15 protein-coding genes and 2 pseudogenes are annotated in these 17,848 nt (G+C 72.4%); 5 read left to right on the top strand and 12 right to left on the bottom strand.

All coding sequences use genetic code 11. The annotated features are described in order from the left end of the window. Positions 1-190: 190 nt before the first annotated feature. From ACIQFX_RS27985 to ACIQFX_RS27975, 3 genes are all read right to left on the bottom strand, one after another. Positions 191-577 (bottom strand): zinc ribbon domain-containing protein, encoded by a 387-nt coding sequence (locus tag ACIQFX_RS27985; RefSeq protein ID WP_402468784.1) that lies wholly within the window; start codon positions 575-577, stop codon positions 191-193. 118 nt (positions 578-695) lie between these two features. Continuing rightward, positions 696-1,403, bottom strand: a complete 708-nt coding sequence (locus tag ACIQFX_RS27980) for a TetR family transcriptional regulator (RefSeq protein ID WP_402468781.1) — start codon at positions 1,401-1,403, stop codon at positions 696-698. A 129-nt stretch (positions 1,404-1,532) separates the two neighbouring features. Continuing rightward, positions 1,533-2,294, bottom strand: coding sequence for an SDR family NAD(P)-dependent oxidoreductase (locus tag ACIQFX_RS27975; protein ID WP_376490926.1), 762 nt, complete (start codon positions 2,292-2,294; stop codon positions 1,533-1,535). Positions 2,295-2,485: 191 nt separating this feature from the next. Between ACIQFX_RS27975 and ACIQFX_RS27970 the strand changes: the two genes are divergently transcribed. Then, on the top strand, positions 2,486-3,097 hold the full coding sequence (locus tag ACIQFX_RS27970; RefSeq protein WP_402468778.1) for a TetR/AcrR family transcriptional regulator: 612 nt from the start codon (positions 2,486-2,488) through the stop codon (positions 3,095-3,097). A gap of 7 nt (positions 3,098-3,104) precedes the next feature. Here the strand turns inward: ACIQFX_RS27970 and cynS are convergent, their stop codons facing one another. Both cynS and ACIQFX_RS27960 read right to left on the bottom strand, forming a co-directional pair. Continuing rightward, a complete protein-coding gene (cynS, locus tag ACIQFX_RS27965; protein WP_402468775.1) occupies positions 3,105-3,575 on the bottom strand; it encodes a cyanase in 471 nt (156 codons plus the stop codon). Positions 3,576-3,625: 50 nt separating this feature from the next. Then, a pseudogene (locus ACIQFX_RS27960) lies at positions 3,626-3,970 on the bottom strand (carbonic anhydrase); the annotation flags it as partial. 5 nt (positions 3,971-3,975) lie between these two features. On the opposite strand from ACIQFX_RS27960, the pseudogene ACIQFX_RS27955 reads away from it, so the two are divergent. Both ACIQFX_RS27955 and ACIQFX_RS27950 read left to right on the top strand, forming a co-directional pair. Further along, positions 3,976-4,158, top strand: a pseudogene (locus tag ACIQFX_RS27955) (LysR family transcriptional regulator); the annotation flags it as partial. 317 nt (positions 4,159-4,475) lie between these two features. Then, positions 4,476-5,033, top strand: a complete 558-nt coding sequence (locus ACIQFX_RS27950) for a heme-binding protein (protein ID WP_402468815.1) — start codon at positions 4,476-4,478, stop codon at positions 5,031-5,033. 89 nt (positions 5,034-5,122) lie between these two features. On the opposite strand, the gene ACIQFX_RS27945 is transcribed toward ACIQFX_RS27950, so the two are convergent. Then, on the bottom strand, positions 5,123-6,274 hold the full coding sequence (locus ACIQFX_RS27945; RefSeq protein ID WP_402468773.1) for an acyl-CoA dehydrogenase family protein: 1,152 nt from the start codon (positions 6,272-6,274) through the stop codon (positions 5,123-5,125). 117 nt (positions 6,275-6,391) lie between these two features. Between ACIQFX_RS27945 and ACIQFX_RS27940 the strand changes: the two genes are divergently transcribed. Together ACIQFX_RS27940 and ACIQFX_RS27935 are read left to right on the top strand one after the other, a co-directional pair. Beyond that, on the top strand, positions 6,392-6,997 hold the full coding sequence (locus ACIQFX_RS27940) for a TetR/AcrR family transcriptional regulator (protein WP_402468771.1): 606 nt from the start codon (positions 6,392-6,394) through the stop codon (positions 6,995-6,997). A 90-nt stretch (positions 6,998-7,087) separates the two neighbouring features. After that, positions 7,088-8,404 carry an ROK family protein gene (locus ACIQFX_RS27935; RefSeq protein WP_402468768.1) on the top strand — a complete coding sequence of 439 codons (1,317 nt, stop codon included), beginning with the start codon at positions 7,088-7,090 and terminating at the stop codon, positions 8,402-8,404. Positions 8,405-8,479: 75 nt separating this feature from the next. On the opposite strand, the gene ACIQFX_RS27930 is transcribed toward ACIQFX_RS27935, so the two are convergent. The 6 genes from ACIQFX_RS27930 to ACIQFX_RS27905 all read right to left on the bottom strand — a co-directional run bounded on the left by ACIQFX_RS27930 (position 8,480) and on the right by ACIQFX_RS27905 (position 17,750). Continuing rightward, positions 8,480-10,693, bottom strand: a complete 2,214-nt coding sequence (locus ACIQFX_RS27930) for a discoidin domain-containing protein (protein WP_402468765.1) — start codon at positions 10,691-10,693, stop codon at positions 8,480-8,482. 238 nt (positions 10,694-10,931) lie between these two features. Beyond that, a complete protein-coding gene (locus ACIQFX_RS27925) occupies positions 10,932-12,068 on the bottom strand; it encodes an XdhC family protein (RefSeq protein WP_402468762.1) in 1,137 nt (378 codons plus the stop codon). A 40-nt stretch (positions 12,069-12,108) separates the two neighbouring features. Further along, positions 12,109-13,581 (bottom strand): NCS2 family permease, encoded by a 1,473-nt coding sequence (locus tag ACIQFX_RS27920; RefSeq protein ID WP_402468760.1) that lies wholly within the window; start codon positions 13,579-13,581, stop codon positions 12,109-12,111. Positions 13,582-13,879: 298 nt separating this feature from the next. After that, the gene (locus ACIQFX_RS27915) at positions 13,880-16,267 is read right to left on the bottom strand and encodes a xanthine dehydrogenase family protein molybdopterin-binding subunit (protein ID WP_402468758.1); all 2,388 of its coding nucleotides are present in this window, start codon (positions 16,265-16,267) and stop codon (positions 13,880-13,882) included. Between the two features lie 2 nt (positions 16,268-16,269). Then, positions 16,270-16,857: a (2Fe-2S)-binding protein gene (locus ACIQFX_RS27910; RefSeq protein ID WP_017238277.1), complete on the bottom strand. Its 588-nt coding sequence runs from the start codon at positions 16,855-16,857 to the stop codon at positions 16,270-16,272. A 2-nt stretch (positions 16,858-16,859) separates the two neighbouring features. Next, positions 16,860-17,750 carry an FAD binding domain-containing protein gene (locus tag ACIQFX_RS27905; protein ID WP_376490247.1) on the bottom strand — a complete coding sequence of 297 codons (891 nt, stop codon included), beginning with the start codon at positions 17,748-17,750 and terminating at the stop codon, positions 16,860-16,862. Between the last annotated feature and the right edge of the window lie 98 nt (positions 17,751-17,848).

Raw genomic sequence — 17,848 nt, 5'->3', positions numbered from 1 at the left:
TGCCGGCCGGGGAGCTCGCCGTGGGGCCCCCCCCGGCGGGGGTTTGGGGCGGGGCGCCCGGGCCCCCCCCCGGGGGGGGGGGGGCCGCGCCGCCCCCCCCCCCCCCCCCCGCCGGGGGGGGGGGGGGGGGGCCCCCCCCCCCCCCCCCCCCCCCCCCCCCCTTCTCCGTGGTCGTCGTTGGACGCGGCCGTCAGAACCAGCCGTCGAGCGGGACCTCGTCGCAGAGCCGCACGACCGGCCTGCGCCCGGTCACCCCGACGCCGGAGGAGAGCTTGACCCGCACCCCGGGGCGCACCGCGTGGAGCGGTCCGTCGACCCGGCAGCGGACCACGAAGCCCTCCGTCATGTGCACCGGCCAGAGGTCCGCGTCGGCCGCGGCGACCCCGCGCCGTACGGATATTACGCCCTCGCCCCCGCTGAGTTCGGGCGCGAGGTCGGTCGACCCGCAGGTCGGACAGAGCAGGCGCTGGAAGGTGGTGGTGTGGCACCAGCGGCAGCGCTGGAAGTAGAGCTCGGAGTCCGGGGTCGCCCCGTCGTCCTGGACGGCGGTCCCGCTCCTCAGTCCCGTGTGGAACACGATGCCTTCTCCTTGCACTCGGCGGCTCGACCGTGGCAAGGCAAAGATATGGCACTGAGTGCCATCAAATAAAGACCTGAGTTCCCTCAATCCTGGATACTGAGATCCCCGGCGACCCTCAGCCCTCGCCGAGGCTCGACTCCACCTCGCGCACCACGCGCCACATCGGTGTGGACCGCTTGGTGATCACGACGACGACGTCCTCGGTGGCGTCCGCCGGGGCCTCCGACGCCGGGTCCGGGCTCCAGGTCGCGCGCACGAAGTCGAGGGCCCGGTCGACCTCCGCCTGCGGGTCGACCTCCCCGCCCGAGCGCAGCCAGTGGCGCAGGGCGTGGTTGTGGGCGGCGACCACGGCCGCCGCGACGACGTTGGCCCGCAGGGTGCCGTCCCTGCGGTCGGCCCAGCGGGTGCGCAGGTAGTCGCCGAGGGTCTTCTCGTACCGCCAGACGACCGAGAGTTCGTACGCGCGCAGTCCCGCGACCTCTCGGGTGAGGCGGTAGCGCTGGACGGAGAAGGTCGGGTTCTCGGCGTACATCCGCATGACGAGCCGGGCGGCGTCGCAGACCCGGACCACCGGGTCGTCGGAGTCGGCGCTGGCGGCGAGGAAGCGGGTCATGTCGGCGAGGGCCTGCTCGTGGTCGGGGAAGACCACGTCCTCCTTCGACGGGAAGTACCGGAAGAAGGACCGCCGGCCGACCCCCGCCAGCGTGACGATGTCGTCGACGGTGGTCTGCTCGTAGCCCCGCTCCAGGAAGAGCTGAAAGGCCGCGGCGATGAGGGAGTCCCGCATCGCGGGCTTCGTGGAGTTCGTCGACGCAGTTCCCATGGCCCGAACCTAACACCCGGAACGACCCCACGCGGCACTTGGTGCCGGACGAATCCGGCACCGAGTGCGCTTTGAGGGGTACGGAGGATCAGCTAGGGCCACGGGAAGGTCGGCGGGGCCGCGCGAGGGTCAGCGGGGGGCCATGCGCAGGGCGCCGTCCATCCGGATCGTCTCGCCGTTCAGGTAGTCGTGCTCGGCGATCATGGTGACGAGCCGGGCGTACTCCTCCGGGCGGGCCAGGCGCTGCGGGAAGGTGACGCTCGCGGCGAGACCGGCCCTGACGTCCTCGCCGAATCCGGCCATCATCGGGGTGTCGACGATCCCGGGGGCGACGGTGACGACCCGGATGCCGAACTGCGCCAGGTCGCGGGCGGCCGTGACGGTCATGCCGGCGACGCCCGCCTTGGAGGCGGCGTACGCGATCTGGCCGACCTGGCCCTCGAAGGCGGCGATCGAGGCCGTGTTCACGACGAGGCCGCGCTGCCCGTGCTCGTCGGGCTCGTGCCGGGCGATGGCCTCGGCGGCGAGCCGCATCACGTTGAACGTGCCGAGGAGGTTGACGTTCAGCACCGTGCGGAACAGGTCGAGGTCGTGCGGTCCCTTGCGGCCCAGGATGCGGGCGGAGGGGGCGATGCCGGCGCAGTTCACGGCGAGCCGGAGCTCGGCGCCGTCGGCGTCGATCGCGGCCAGCGCCTCGCGGACCTGCTCCTCGTCGGTGACGTCGGCGGCGAGCAGCCTGACGCCCTCCGGCAGCGGCCCTGCGGCGGCCACGGCCTTGTCGAGGTCCAGGCCGTAGACGGTGGCGCCGCGGGCGGCGAGCGCGGCGGCGGTGGCTGCCCCGAGACCGGATGCGGCACCGGTGACGAGAGCGGCGGAGCCGGCGATGTCCATGGAACTCCTCGTTCGTGTCGTGCGGGTGCGACCCTGCCGCCGGGATGGCCGCCGGATCGGGCGCGTGCCCGCGGAGGACCGCGCGGTCCGCGCGATCTGCGCCGCCCACCATAGAACCGCGGGCCGCGCCCCCGGAAGCGGAGGCCGCGCACGCGCGAGGGGGGTAGTCGACCGGTCGTAGACTCGGGGCCATGGGGCGAACGAGTGACGCGCGGGAGCGCATCCTGGCCGCCGCGGAGCAGCTGATGCTGTCGCGCGGCTACTCCGCCCTCGGCGTGGCCGAGATCTGTGCGGCGGCCGGGGTCCCGAAGGGGAGCTTCTACTACTTCTTCGCCTCCAAGGAGCAGCTGGCCCTCGCCGTCGTGGACGAGCACTGGGCCGGGCGGCGCGCCGTGTGGGACCGCGCGCTGGCCCCGGACGTCCCGCCGCTCGCGCGGCTGCGGCGGCTCTACGCGGCCACCGAGGAGGGGCTGCGCGCCGACCGGGAGAGCTGCGGCGCCGTCACCGGCTGCCTGCTCGGGAACCTGGCCCTGGAGATGAGCACCCGCACGGAGAGCGTCCGCGGGCGGCTGCGGGAGGTCTTCGAGGAGCAGGTCTCCCTGGTCGAGGGGGCCGTGGCGGAGGCCCGCGGGCGCGGCGAGGTCACCGTCGCCGACGCCCGCACCGCCGCGCGCGCCCTGGTCGCCCAGCTGGAGGGCGAGGTCCTCTTCGCCAAGCTGTACGACGATCCGGGGCGCCTCGGCGCGCTGTGGGCGAACTCGCTCGCCCTGCTCGGCGCCGAGGCGGCCCCCACTACCGGCTGAGCCTTCGTCAGAAAGGCCTGGTCGGCAGGTACTTGCCGTCGAGCGTGATGACCGCGCGCTCACCGCCCTCGGGGTCGGCGACCTTCTTCACGTCCAGCCGGAAGTTGATCGCCGAGATGATGCCGTCGCCGAACTCCTCGTGGACCAGGGCCTTCAGCGTGGTGCCGTACACCTGGAGCATCTCGTAGAAGCGGTAGATCGTCGGGTCGGTGGGGACGGCACCGTCGAGGGAGCCGCGGGTGGGGACGGTGCGGAGCAGCCGCTCCGCGTCCTCGTCCAGGCCGAGGAGTTCGGCGACGGCCTTCGCGGACTCGGCCGGCAGGGCGTGCTGGCCGAGCACGGCGGCGGCGGTGAAGGCGACGGAGAGGCCGGCGGCGTCCGCGATCCGCTGCCAGGTCAGGCCCTTGCGGTCCTTGGCGTCGACGGCGGCGATCGCGAGGGCCTGGCGGGCGGTGGGGTCGAACTGGGCGTGCACCATGAGGGGTACGTCCTTCCTTCTCGTGGGGTGGGGTCGTGCGGTGGGGGGCAGGCGGCGAGCGCGGGGCCCGCCGTGGTGGCGAGTTCCTCGACGGTGCCGTCGGCGATGTCGAAGACCCAGCCGTGCAGGCGTACGGCTCCCTCGGCGAGGGCGCGGGCCACCGACGGGTGGGTGGCGAGGTTGGCCAGTTGGGCGGTGACGTTCTCCCGCACGAGGGCGGCGACGTCTCCCTGCCGGCCGGCCGCGGCGGTGCGTGCCAGCGACGCGTCGGCGTGGCGCAGCCAGGCGGCGACGGCGGGCGCGGCGGTCAGGTCGCGGCCTTCGGCGAGCGCGGTCAGGTCGCGGCCTTCGGCGAGCGCGGTCATGGCGCCGCAGGCGGAGTGCCCGCAGACGATCCGAGCAGCTGGAGAAGGCGCTCGGCACGCAGCTCCTGGACCGCGGCGGCCGTACGGTGCGCCTCACGGACGCCGGGGAGGCGTACGCCCGCTACGCACGGCGGGCCCTGCGGGACCTGGCGGCGGGCGAGCGCGCGGTGCTCGACGTGCACGACCTCTCGCCCGGCCACCTCCGGCTCGCCGTCACCCGGGACCACCCCCGGCTGAGCCCGGTGCCGCTCTCCCCCGCCCTGCCGTCCCGCGGTGTCGTCCTGCTGCGGCGCGGCCGGCTACCGGAGCGCGGCCGCCGGGGCCTTCGCCGGACTGGCCGCGCGGTGGGGCGCCGAGGAGGCCGGGGGTCAGCCGATCGGATGACCCCGGGGTCCACCGTTGCGGGCGCCGGGTACAGCCGGGACGACGACGGACGGTGAGTGATCCGCCACCAGGATGGGAGGCAGAGCGGGCCACGGCTTCCCGGAGGCCCCCGCGGACACCGAGTTCACTGGAGCAGACCCCCATGAAGCACGTGAAGAAGACCTCGCGCACCCGTGTCGTGACCGGTGGCGCGATCGTCGCCGCCCTCGCCCTCGGCGGCTTCGGTGCCTACTCGGCCAGCGCCACCGGCGAGGACACGGCGGCCGCACCGGCCGCCGCCGGGGCGGACGCGAAGAACAAGAACACGACGCGGTCGACGCACCTGACGATCGAGGCCGCGACCAAGGCCGCCCAGGCCACCCTCGACGCCGCCGAGAAGGAGAACCAGCGCGTCTCCGTCGCCGTCGTCGACCGCAACGGCAACACCCTCGTCACCCTCCGCGGCGACGGCGCCGGCCCGCAGTCCTACGAGTCCGCCGTCAAGAAGGCGTACACCGCCGTCTCCTGGAACGCCCCCACCTCCGAACTCGCCAAGCGCCTCACCAACGCCCCCACCCTCAAGGACATCCCCGGCACCCTCTTCCTCGCCGGCGGCGCCCCCGTCACCGCCAAGGGCGCCCCCATCGCCGGCATCGGCGTCGCCGGCGCCCCCTCCGGCGACCTCGACGAGAAGTTCGCCCAGGCCGGCGCCGCCGCCCTCGCCAAGTAGGCACGGCACGCACGAGCGGCCGGCAGCCCCCGGAAACGGGGCCGCCGGCCGCTTTCACGTCGTCCCGTGCGCGCCGGGGGGGGGCGGCGCTACTCCGGGCGGGCCAGGCCGCGGCTGATCACGAGGCGCTGGATCTGGTTGGTGCCTTCGAAGATCTGCATGATCTTGGCCTCGCGCATGTACCGCTCGACGGGGAAGTCGCGGGTGTAGCCGTAGCCGCCGAGCACCTGGACGGCGTCCGTGGTGACCTTCATGGCGGTGTCGGTGGCGATGAGCTTGGCGGCGCTGGCCTGGCGGCTGAAGGGGCGGCCGAGGTCGCGGCGGCGGGCCGCGTCCAGGTAGGTGGCGCGGGCCGCGTCGACGGCGGCGGCCATGTCGGCGAGGAGGAAACCGAGGCCCTGGTGGTCGACGATCCTGCGGCCGAAGGTGGTCCGCTCGTTGGCGTAGTCGACGGCCGCGTCGAGGGCGGCCTGGGCGAGGCCGGTGGCACAGGCGGCGATGCCGAGGCGGCCGCTGTCCAGTGCGCTGAAGGCGATCTGGAGGCCCTGGCCCTCGTCCCCTATGAGCCGGTCGGCCTCCAGGAGGGCGCCGTCCCAGTAGGCGGAGGTGGTGGGGACGGCCTGGAGGCCCATCTTGCGTTCGGGCGCGCCGAAGCTCAGGCCGTCGATCTCGCCGGGGGCGAGGAAGCAGGAGATGCCGTGGCTGCCGGGGGCGGTGCGGGCGAAGAGGGCGTAGAAGCCGGCCTTGCCGCCGTGGGTGATCCAGGCCTTGGTGCCGGTGATCCGGTAGCCGCTGCCGTCGTCCTGGCGCTCGGCCTTGCAGGCGAGGGCGGCGGCGTCGGAGCCGGCCTGCGGCTCGGAGAGGCTGTAGCCGCCGATGGTGCGGCCCTCCAGCATCGCGGGGAGCCAGCGCTCCTTCTGCTCCGCGGTGCCGAAGGTGTACAGGGGGTGGCAGGCCAGGGTGTGGACGCTGGTGGCGACGGCGACGGCCGCCCAGCGTGCGGCGAGCTCCTCCAGGACCTGGAGGTAGACCTCGTAGGGCTGGCCTCCGCCGCCGTACTCCTCGGGGTAGGCGAGGCCGAGCAGCCCGGCCTGGCCGAGCGTGGTGAAGAGGCCTTCGGGATAGGTCTCGGCGGCCTCGTGCTCGTCCACCCGCGAAGAGAGCTCCTTGTCGGCGATCTCCCGGGTGAGGGCGATGAGGTCCGCTGCCTCGGGGGTGGGAAGCAGGCGGTCGACATCCATGTGCGACTCCAGCGGCGCGCAAAGTGGTACTGGGGAAGGTACTGCAGTACCGCTGAGAGTAGCGCAGAAGGGTGACGCCGTAACCCCCTCGGAGCAGCGGCCTGGAATACTGGTCGGGTGATCGAGACCTCCGCCGCCGACGCCCCGAAGCTCACGGGCCGGGGAGCGGCGCGCCGCTCCGCCCTCTTCGAGGACCTCGTCGCCCTCCTGGTCGGCGAGGGTTTCGCCCGGCTGACGCTCGACGATCTCGCCGCCCGCCTGCGCTGCTCGAAGCGGACCCTGTACGGCCTGGCCGGCAGCAAGGAGCAGCTCGTCCGGGCGGCGGTCGTGCACTTCTTCCGGCGGGCCACCGCCCGCGTCGAGGCGGTCCTCGCCGCGGCGACCGACCCCGCCGAGCGGCTCGCCGCGTACCTGCGGGCCGTCTCGGCCGAGCTGGCACCGGTCTCGCCGCAGTTCTTCGACGACGTGGCCGCCTTCGAGCCGGCGGCCGAGGTGTACGAGCGCAACACGCGCGCGGCGGCGGGCCGGGTCCAGCAGCTCATCGAGGAGGGCGTGCGGGCCGGCGTCTTCCGCGAGGTGCACGTGACCTTCGCGGCCGACGTCATCTCCTCGGTGATGGTCCGCATCCAGCGGCGCCAGGTGGCCGCGGCCACCGGCCTCGCCGACGCGGAGGCGTACGAGCAGCTGGCCGAACTGCTCCTCAGCGGTCTCCGCAGGGCCTGACGCCGCCCGCGTCCGTACGCCGCCGGCGACTGATCCGGGCCCGGTCGAAGCGGTACGTTTGAGCCGAGGACTACTTCACCAGGGGGCCCAGTGACCATGCGGAACGGCCGCACCGTACGTGACCTGCGACGGGAGAACCGCACCGCCGTCCTCCAGTCCCTGTACTTCGACGGGCCGATGAGCCGTTTCGAGCTGGGCCCGGCGACCGGACTGAGTTCCGGTTCGGTCAGCAACGTGGTCGCCGAGCTGGTCTCCGAGGGCCTGGTCGAGGAGGCCGGCAGCGTCGACTCGGCCGGTGGCCGCCCCCGCATCCTGCTCCGGGTCACCCCGGGCAGCGGCTGCATGATCGGCGTCGACGTCGGCGAGACGCGGGTCAGGATCGAGCTCTTCGACCTCACCCTCACCGAACTCGCCCGCGCCGAGCGCCCGTTGGCGTCCGACAGCGTCCACCCGCACGACCGGTACGAGGTCGGGGTCGTCGTGGACCACATCCGCGAGGGCATCGCCGAGGTCCTGCGGACCGCGGACGTGTCCGCCGAGCGGCTGCTCGGCGTCGGGGTGGGCGTGCCCGGGATCGTGGCCCCCACCCCGGAGGACGGCGCGGTCGTGCACGGCCAGACCACCGGCTGGGACGCCGTCCCGCTGGAGCGGCTGCTGCGGGAGTCCGTCGACCTGCCGGCCTCGGTGCCGTACCGGATCGACAACGGCGCCAAGACGCTGGGCCAGGCCGAGATGTGGTTCGGGGCCGGGCGGGGCGCACGCAGCGCCGTGGTCGTGCTCTTCGGTTCGGGCGTCGGCGCCTGCGTCGTGACGGACCCGATGGGTCCCGGCCGGGCGCTCGAATGGGGCCATCTGAAGGTGCGGGTCCGCGGCCGGCGGTGCCGCTGCGGCGCCCTGGGCTGTCTGGAGGCGTACGCGGGCGCGGAGGCGCTGCTCGAACGCTGGCGCGAGGCCGGCGGGAAGCCCCCGACCGGCGTGGACGAGGAGACCGCCCTCACCGCGATGCTCGCCGCCGCCTACCCGGCCGATCCGGGTGCGGAGGCCGACGCCACCGCGCTGGCCGTCCTGGAGGAGACCGCCGAATACCTCGGCGCCGGCTTCGCCGACCTCATCAACCTCTTCCAGCCCGAACGCATCCTCGTCGGCGGCTGGGCGGGCCTCCAGCTCGGCGCCCGCTTCCTGGAGACGGTCAAGGGGTACGCGAAGGAGTACGCCCTCGCGTACCCGGCGGCCCGGGTCGGCATCGCCATGGGGAAGCTGGGGCCCGACGCGGTCACGGTCGGCGCGGCGATCCTGCCGCTCGCGGACTTCTTCGCGCTCGGCGGACGGCGTGCCGAGGCCGGGGGCGAGGCCGCCGGGGAGCAGCCTGCGTGGGCGTCGACGGTACGGGGCCGGGCGGCGCGCTGAGGGCACGCCGCCCGGCCCGTCACCCGGGGTGAGGGTGGGACCGCGCCGGGCGGATCACCGAGGGATCCGGCCCGCTCAGGGGTACGAGACCACCGTGGAGGGCACGGTGGAGGTGCCCGAGGTCGGGGCGCCCACGTTGTTGATGACGTGCTCGTACTGCCCGTTGCCGCCGAGGGAGACGACGAGCAGGTCGTGGAACCTGATGCCGGGCTTCACCGGGGCCCGGAAGCCGTGGTCCTGACGGATCGTCGGGTCCACGTTGTAGTAGCAGTAGCTGCCGAGCCCCCAGCCCTCGTGGGTGGTGACGGAGTCGTCGACGCGGTAGGCGGCGTAGCCCTTGTGGGGCCCGTCCTGGACGGCCGCCTGGTTCGGGGCGTCGTACGCCTTCTCGTTCTGGAAGAAGATCGTGCGGCCGCGGTCGCCGAACCATTCGACGTCGTACTTGTTGAAGTGCTCGACGAACAGGCCGGTGGCGAGGACGTCGTCGCCGTACACGCGGACGCCGTAGTCGGACCGGTTGGTCTCCCAGCCGACGCCCTCGCCGTGGTCGGCGCGCCAGACCCAGGTGTGGTCGATGACGGTGTCGTCGCTGTGGACGGCCATGGCGACGGTGGCCTTGCCGGGTCCCGCGCCGCCGACGCGGAGGTACACGTCCTGGACGGTGGTGGGGTTGGCGGCGTGGTCGGCGGCGCCGTTCTGCGTGCCGATCTCCAGCAGGACCGGGGAGTTGACCGGTCCGGCGTCGACGAGGAAGCCCGCGAGGCGGACGCCGTCGACGTCGGCGACCTTCATCGCCGCCACCCCGTTGTCGGGGATGATCGTGGCGAGGCCGAGGCCGAGGACGATCGTGTCGGCGCGGTCGACCTGGATCGGCTGGTCGACGTGGTAGACGCCGGGGGTGAAGAGCAGGTGGAGGCCCTGGCGCAGGGCCGCGTTCATGGTGGCGGCGGTGGCGCCGGGCTTGACCACGTAGAACGCGCTCAGCGGGAGTGACTGGCCCTGCGGGGTGCCCGAACCCCAGCTGGTGCCGCGGGCGTTGACCCGCTTGGCGGGGGCGAACACCTTGAACTCGCCGCCCTCCCAGTACAGGAAGGGCTTCTCACGGGAGACGGGGGTGGTGTCGAGCGTGGTGTAGCGGGGCTCGGGGAAACTCTGCGCCGGGGCGCCCTCGACGCCTGAGAAGACCTGGTTCCAGACGCTGTTGGACCAGCTGCCGATGGAGCTGTCGCGGGTGTACCACTGCTGCTGCGAGTAGTTGCCGACCTGGCCGTCGATCTTCGAGTCGGCGATGTAGCCGCCGCTGGCCCAGCCGTAGCCGTTGGGGGCGAGGTTGAGGCCGCCCTTGACGTGCATGCGGCGGAACGAGGAGGCCTGCGAGACGGCCCACCGGTCGGTGCCGCTGACGGGGTTGAGGGCGAGGTTCTCGGCGGCGCGCCAGAAGTTCTGGGTGGCGTTGCCGTTGAACCAGCCGGCGTCGACGGTCACGTCGCCGTTGATGGTGGTGTCGTCCGGGCGCAGGCCGAGGCCGGCGATCTGGGTGTAGAAGCCGATCTGGGCGTTGAGGCCGTTGTACGTGCCGGGCTTGAAGAAGAAGGCGTGCCGGCCGTTGCCGAACTGGGCCGACTCCTGCTGGGTGAAGACCTCGTCCAGCTTGGCCTGGATGCCGGGCGTGGACGGGTCGAAGACGTGCACGTTGGGGCCGAGGTCGCCGCCGCCGGGCAGGACCGGGCCGCCGTCGTCGGAGCCGTACACCTGGAACTCCCAGAGCGAGTAGCCGTATCCGGTGGCGCGGGTGGTGCCGTACACCCGGACGTAGCGGGCGGTGCCGGTGACGGGGAGGGACTCGTTGCCGCCGGGGCCGTTCGCCGTGCTGTAGGCGCTGGTCCAGGTGGTGCCGTCGGTGGAGAGCTCGATGCGGTAGGCCTTGCCGTACGCGGTCTCCCAGCGCAGGTCGACCCTGCTGAGCGCGGCCGGGGCGCCCAGGTCGACCTGGATCCACTGCGGGTCGGCGAAGGCGCTCGACCAGCGGGTGCCGGGGTCGCCGTCGACGGCCGCGGTCGCCGGGGTGCCGCCGTTCTCCTGGCTGGAGGCCGTGGCCGGCTTGCCCTGCGAGAGCAGGACGGGGGCGGCCGCGGCGGGCGGTGCGGCGACGAGGGCGAGCAGTCCGGCGAGGAGCGCCGTGACGAGTGCGGCGGCGGTGGCCCGCCGGGATGCGGGACGGGAGACGGGGCGGGGATCCTGGCCGGTCGGGGGTGGGGGTGGCGCGACGCGGGTGCCGGCTGCGGGCATGGGTCGATCTCCTCGGGGATGAGGGGGAGTTGGAGGAGGAGCGCGCTCTCCGCAGCAGATGGTTGCGGTTGGGGACAGTGAGGGTCAAGACATTCGACAAGACTTTTCTTTTGCTCTGCATTAAGTATCGAGAAACAGAAGACGCGTGGAGGTGACACCTTCTCCGGCTACGCGCGGGAACGACGACGGCCCCTCCCCCGCGCACGTGCGGGGTGGGGCCGGGAAGGGCGGACCGGGATCAGGCGACGGATCCTATGCGGCCGTCGGGCTCGCGCGGGCCGTCGTGGTGGATCGGGGTGTGGGCGCCGGTGAGGGAGACTCCGCTGCCGCCGCGCCGGTTGGCGACGATCTCCGCGCCGATCGACAGGGCGGTCTCCTCCGGCGTGCGGGCGCCCAGGTCGAGGCCTATCGGCGAGCGCAGCCGGGCGAGTTCGAGCTCGGTGACGCCGACCTCGCGGAGCCGCTCGTTGCGGTCCTCGTGGGTGCGGCGGGAACCCATCGCGCCGACGTACGCGACGGGGAGCTTGAGGGCCGCCTGGAGGAGCGGCACGTCGAACTTGGCGTCGTGGGTGAGGACGCACAGGACCGTCCGGCCGTCCACCGTCGTCGACTCCAGGTAGCGGTGGGGCCATTCGACGACGATCTCGTCGGCCTCGGGGAAGCGGGCCGGCGTCGCGAAGACGGGCCGTGCGTCGCAGACGGTGACCCGGTAGCCGAGGAACTTGCCGACCCGGACCAGGGCGGCGGCGAAGTCGATGGCGCCGAAGACGATCATGCGGGGGGCGGGGACGGAGGACTCGACCAGGAGCGTCAGCGGCTGTCCGCAGCGGCTGCCGTCCTCACCGATCCCCACGGTGCCGGTCCGGCCCGCGTCGAGCATCGCGCGGGCCTCGCCCGCCGCGGTGCGGTCCAGCTCGGGGTGGCCGCCGAGCCGCCCTTCGTACGAGCCGTCGGGGCGGACCAGGAGGGCCGTGCCCTTCAGCTCCTCGGGCCCGTCGACGACGCGGGCCAGGGCCGCGGCCTCCCCCGCGGCGGCGGCCGCGACCGCGGCGGGGAAGACCCCGCCGCGGACCGGGGTGACGAGGATGTCGATGATGCCGCCGCAGGTCAGGCCGACCGCGAAGGCGTCCTCGTCGCTGTATCCGAACTGCTCGACGACGGTCCTGCCGTCTTCGAGCGCCTGGACGCAGAGGTCGTAGACCGCGCCCTCCACACACCCGCCGGAGACCGAGCCGATCGCCGTGCCCTCGCTGTCGACGGCGAGGGCGGCACCCGGCTGCCGGGGCGCGCTGCCGCCGACCGCCACCACGGTGGCGACGGCGAACGAGCGTCCCTGCTCGACCCACCGGTGCAGCTCTTCGGCGATGTCCAGCATGTCGGTCTCCTTGGGTGTGGGGAGGGCGGAAGGTCGGACGTCAGCTGACGCCGAGCCAGCCCTCGATCGGGTGAAGGGCGAAGAACACGACGAAGATCGCGGTCAGGCACCACATGAACGCACCGACCTCGCGCGCCTTGCCCTGCGCCACCTTGATGACGGTGTAGGCGATGACGCCGGCCGCGACGCCCGGGGTGATGCTGTAGGTGAACGGCATCAGTACCACGGTCAGGAAGACCGGGATCGCGACGGAGCTGTCGCCCCAGTTCACGTGCTTGGCGTTCATCATCATCATCGCGCCGATGACGACCAGGGCGGCGGAGCCGACCTCACGCGGCACGATCTGGGTGATCGGCGTGAAGAAGAGGCAGGCCGCGAAGAACAGGCCGGTGATCACCGAGGAGAAGCCGGTACGGGCACCCTCGCCGACGCCGGTGGCGGACTCCACGAAGACCGTCTGGCCGGAGGCGCCGGAGACGCCGCCGATCGCACCGCCCGCGCCGTCGATGAACAGCGCCTTGGAGAGGCCGGGCATGCGGCCCTTGTCGTCGGCCAGGTTGGCCTCGGTGCCGACGCCGATGATGGTGGCCATGGCGTCGAAGAAGCCGGCGAGGACCAGGGTGAAGACGATCACGCCGACCGTGATGTAGCCGACGTCACCCCAGCCGCCGAAGTCGACGTCGCCCATGAGCGAGAAGTCGGGGCTGGAGACCACGCTGCCGTTGAGCTCCGGGGAGCCGTTGGCCCACGAGCCCGGGCCCTTGGCCGGGATGTCCGCGACCGCGTTGACGATCAGCGAGATGACGGTACCGGCGACGATGCCGATGAGGATCGCGCCCGGGACCTTGCGGGCCTGGAGGGCGAAGATCGCGAGGAGCGTGACGGCGAAGATCAGGACGGGCCAGCCGACCAGTTCACCGCCGGATCCCATGGTGACGGGCGGGCCGAACTGCGGGCCGGCGCCGACGAAGCCGGCCTTGTTGAAGCCGATCAGCGCGATGAAGAGGCCGATGCCGATGGTGATGCCGTGCTTGAGCGGCAGCGGGATGGCGTTCATGATCATCTCGCGGAGACCGGTGACCACCAGGAGGCAGATCACCAGACCGTAGACGATGCACATGGCCATGGCCTGCGGCCAGGTCATCTGGGGCACGACCTGGGTGGCGAGCACGCCGGAGACGCTGAGGCCGGCCGCCAGGACGAGCGGCACCTTGCCGACGAAGCCCATCAGCAGGGTGGTCACCGCCGCCGCGAGGGCGGTCGCCGTGATGACGGCGGAGGAGGCGAGGACGTTCTTGTCGACGTCCGGACCCCCGAGGAGGATCGGGTTGAGCAGGAGAATGTACGCCATCGCCATGAAGGTGGTGACGCCGCCGCGGATCTCCGTCGCGACGGTGGATCCTCTCTCCGAGATGTGAAAGTACCGGTCGAGCCAAGAACGGCCGGCAGGGACGTTGGAGCCGGAGCCCGCGTCCTCCGATGCGGTCTTGGGCTCCACAGACGACTGGGTCATGGGGCCTACTCCCAAGGTTCAAAGGGGCACCCGCATCAGACTTCGAAGGTTTCTGATCTGGTGAAGCTGCGGGATTTGGGATGATGCGTGGGCTGCACGACCCGGGGGACGGCCCGAGGCGGACGGGGTGAATCGGTACTGCGGTTACTGCTGGTGGTGCGGGTGGTGCCGGTGGTGCTCTTTCGAGCGGGTGGTGCCGGTGGTGCGTTTTCGAGCGGGTGGTTCCGAGGGGTTGCTCCGGGCGGTGCGGGCGGGGGAAGTGTGACGTTCCTGGGAGGCACGCACCGCCCGGAGAGTCCTACAGGGTGCCGGTGAGCGCCTCGGGGCGGACCGGCGTCTTGTTGAGCTCCAGGCCCGTCGCGGCACGGATCGCCGCGAGGACGGCCGGGGTGGACGACAGGGTCGGGGCCTCGCCGATGCCCCGGACGCCGTACGGCGCGTTGGGGTCGGCCAGCTCGAGGTAGTCGACCGGAATGGTCGGCGTGTCGAGGATGGTCGGGATCAGGTAGTCCGTGAAGGAGGGGTTCCTGACCTTCGCGGTCTTCGGGTCGACGATGATCTCCTCCATCACCGCGACGCCCAGGCCCTGGGTGGTGCCGCCCTGGATCTGGCCGACGACGGAGAGCGGGTTGACCGCCTTGCCGACGTCCTGGGCGCAGGCCAGTTCGATGACCTTCACGAGGCCGAGCTCGGTGTCGACCTCGACGACCGCGCGGTGCGCGGCGAAGGCGTACTGGACGTGGCCGTTGCCCTGGCCCGTGACGAGGTCGAAGGCCTGGGTGGGCCGGTGGCGCCACTCCTCCTCGACCTCCACGGCCTGGTCCTCCAGGACGTCCGCGATGCTCGCGAGGGCCTCGCCGTTGTCGGTGACGACCTTGCCGCCCTCCAGGAGGAGTTCGGCGTTGGCCCAGGCCGGGTGGTACGAGCCGAACTTGCGCCGGCCGATCTCCAGGACCTTCTCGCGGACGATCTCGCAGGAGTTCTTGATGGCGCCGCCGGTCATGTACGTCTGGCGGCCCGCGGAGGTCGAACCGGCCGAGCCCACCTGCGTGTCGGCGGGGTGGATGGTGACCTGCTGGACACCGAGCTCGGTACGGGCGATCTGCGCGTGGATCGTGACACCGCCCTGGCCGACCTCCGCCATGGCGGTGTGGACCAGCGCGACCGGCTCGCCGTTGATGACCTCGAGGCGGATCTTGGCGGTCGAGTAGTCGTCGAAGCCCTCGGAGAAGCCGACGTTCTTGATGCCGACCGCGTAGCCGACGCCGCGGACGACGCCCTCGCCGTGCGAGGTGTTGGACAGGCCGCCGGGCAGCGCGCGGACGTCCGCACCCTCGCCGGCGGTCTCCCACTGGCGCTCCGGCGGCATCGGGCGGGCCTTGACCATGCGGAGCAGCTCGGCGACCGGGGCCGGCGAGTCGACGACCTGGCCGGTCGGCATGATCGTGCCCTGCTCCATGGCGTTGAGCCGGCGCAGCTCCACCGGGTCCATGCCCAGCTTGGCGGCGAGCTTGTCCATCTGGGCCTCGTAGGCGAAGCACGCCTGGACCGCGCCGAAGCCGCGCATCGCGCCGCAGGGCGGGTTGTTGGTGTAGAGGCCGATCGCCTCGATCTCCACGTCGTCGATGACGTACGGGCCGACCGAGAGGGAGGAGGCGTTGCCGACGACCGACGCCGTGGACGACGCGTACGCGCCGCCGTCGAGCACGATCCTGCACTTCATGTGCGTGATCTTGCCGTCCTTGGTGGCGCCGTGCTCGTACCAGAGCTTCGCCGGGTGCCGGTGGACGTGCCCGAAGAAGGACTCGTACCGGTTGTAGACCATCTTGACGGGCTTGTTGGTGCGCAGGGCGAGCAGCGAGGCGAGGATCTGCATCGAGATGTCCTCGCGGCCGCCGAACGCGCCGCCGACGCCCGCCATCGTCATGCGGACCTTCTCCTCGGGCAGGCCGAGGCAGGGGGCGATCTGCTTGAGGTCCGAGTGCAGCCACTGGGTGGCGACGTACAGGTCGACGCCGCCGTCCTCGGCCGGTACGGCGAGGCCGGACTCCGGGCCGAGGAAGGCCTGGTCCTGCATGCCGAAGGTGTACTCGCCGGTGACGATGACGTCGGCGCGCTTGGCGGCCTCGGTCGCGTTGCCGCGGATGATCGGCTGGCGGTGCACGATGTTGGGGTGCGGGACGTGACCGGAGTGGTGGTCGTCGCGGCCCTCGTGGACCAGGACCGCGTCCGGGGCGGTGGCGGAGGCCTCGTCCGTGATGACCGGGAGCTCCCGGTACTCGACCACGATCTTGGCGGCGGCGCGGCGGGCGGTCTCCGGGTGGTCGGCGGCCACGAGGGCCACCGGCTCGCCGTGGTGGCGGACCTTGCCGTAGGCCAGGACGGGGGTGTCCTGGAACTCCATGCCGTAGTTCTTCGCCGCCGGCAGGTCCTCGTGGGTCAGGACGGCGTAGACGCCGTCCATCGCGAGGGCCTCGGAGGTGTCGATGGAGAGGATCTCGGCGTGCGCGACGGTGGAGCGCAGGATCTGGCCCCAGAGCATGTCCTCGTGCCACATGTCCGAGGAGTAGGCGAACTCGCCGGTGACCTTGAGGGTGCCGTCGGGGCGGAGCGTGGACTCGCCGATGCCGCCCTGGACGTGGTTCTGGGTGACGTCGCGGGGGATGCCCGTGGTGGTGCCAGCCATGATCAGACCGCCTCTCCCTGACGGGCGGCCGCGAGGCGGACCGCGTCGAGGATCTTCTCGTAACCGGTGCAGCGGCAGAGGTTGCCGGAGAGCGCCTCGCGGATGTCCGCGTCCGTCGGGGACGGGTTGCGCTCCAGCATCTCGTCGGCCGCGACCAGCAGACCGGGGGTGCAGAAGCCGCACTGGACGGCGCCCGCGTCGATGAACGCCTGCTGGATCGGGGAGAGTTCGACGCCCTCGCCGGTCTGGGAGTCCTGACCGGGCTTGGCCTCCCACTTCTTGGCGGCGTCGAGCGAGGTGCCACAGGCGCCGGAGGCGCAACCGGCGTGCTCCGCACGCTCCTTGGCGAAGTCGGCAAGACCTTCGACCGTGACGACCTCGCGACCCTCGACCTGGCCGGCGGCGACGAGGCAGGAGCAGACCGGCACGCCGTCGAGGCGGACCGTGCAGGAACCGCACTCGCCCTGCTCGCAGGCGTTCTTGGAGCCGGGCAGGCCCAGGCGCTCACGCAGGACGTAGAGGAGGGACTCGCCCTCCCAGACGTCGTCGGCTTCCTGCGGACGACCGTTGACCGTGAAATTGACGCGCATGGTTATGCAGCTCCCTCAAGCGTGCGGCCGGTGCCGCGGTACTGCTCCCAGGTCCAGCCGAGCTGGCGGCGGGCCATGATTCCGACGGCGTGGCGGCGGTACTTGGCGGTGCCTCGGACATCGTCGATCGGGTTGGCGGCGCCCGAGCAGAGGTCGGCGAACTGCTTCGCGATCGAAGGGGTGATGATCTTGCCGTTGTCCCAGAAACCGCCCTCCTCCAGAGCCGCGTTGAGGAAGTTCTCGGCTTCCTTGGCGCGGATCGGGGTCGGCGCGGCGGAGCCGATGCCGGTGCGGACGGTACGGGTCTCGGGGTGCAGGGCCAGGCCGAAGGCGCAGACCGCGATGACCATCGCGTTGCGGGTGCCGACCTTGGAGTACTGCTGGGGGCCGTCCGCCTTCTTGACGTGGACGGTCTTGATGAGCTCGTCGGGCTGGAGCGCGTTGCGCTTCACGCCCGTGTAGAACGCGTCGATCGGGATGAACCGGCTGCCGCGCACGGACTCGACCTCGACCTCGGCGCCCGCGGCGAGCAGGGCCGGGTGGGCGTCGCCGGCGGGCGACGCGGTGCCGAGGTTGCCCCCGACGCCGCCGCGGTTGCGGATCTGCGGGGAAGCGACCGTGTGGGACGCGAGCGCCAGACCGGGCAGTTCGGCCCGCAGGTTCTCCATGATCGCGGTGTACGGAACGGAGGCGCCGAGCCGGACGTTCTCCTCGCCGACCTCCCACTCGCGCAGCAGCTCGATACGGTTCAGGTCCAGGAGGTACTCGGGCCGCCGGTGGTCGAAGTTGATCTCGACCATGACGTCGGTGCCGCCTGCGATCGGCACGGCCGTGGGGTGCTCGGCCTTGGCGGCGAGCGCCTCCTCCCAGCTGGCGGGGCGAAGGAAGTCCATGGTGGCTCTCTTCTAGTGATTCTGGTGATCGGGGGTCGAACGGTGGGGCCCGGGGGGACGGCCGGCCCTCGACATCGTGTTCATGTGCTGTTCACGCG

Source organism: Streptomyces sp. NPDC093089, assembly GCF_044754405.1.
Lineage (GTDB): Bacteria > Actinomycetota > Actinomycetes > Streptomycetales > Streptomycetaceae > Streptomyces.
This window is presented reverse-complemented; position numbering and strand designations above follow the sequence as displayed.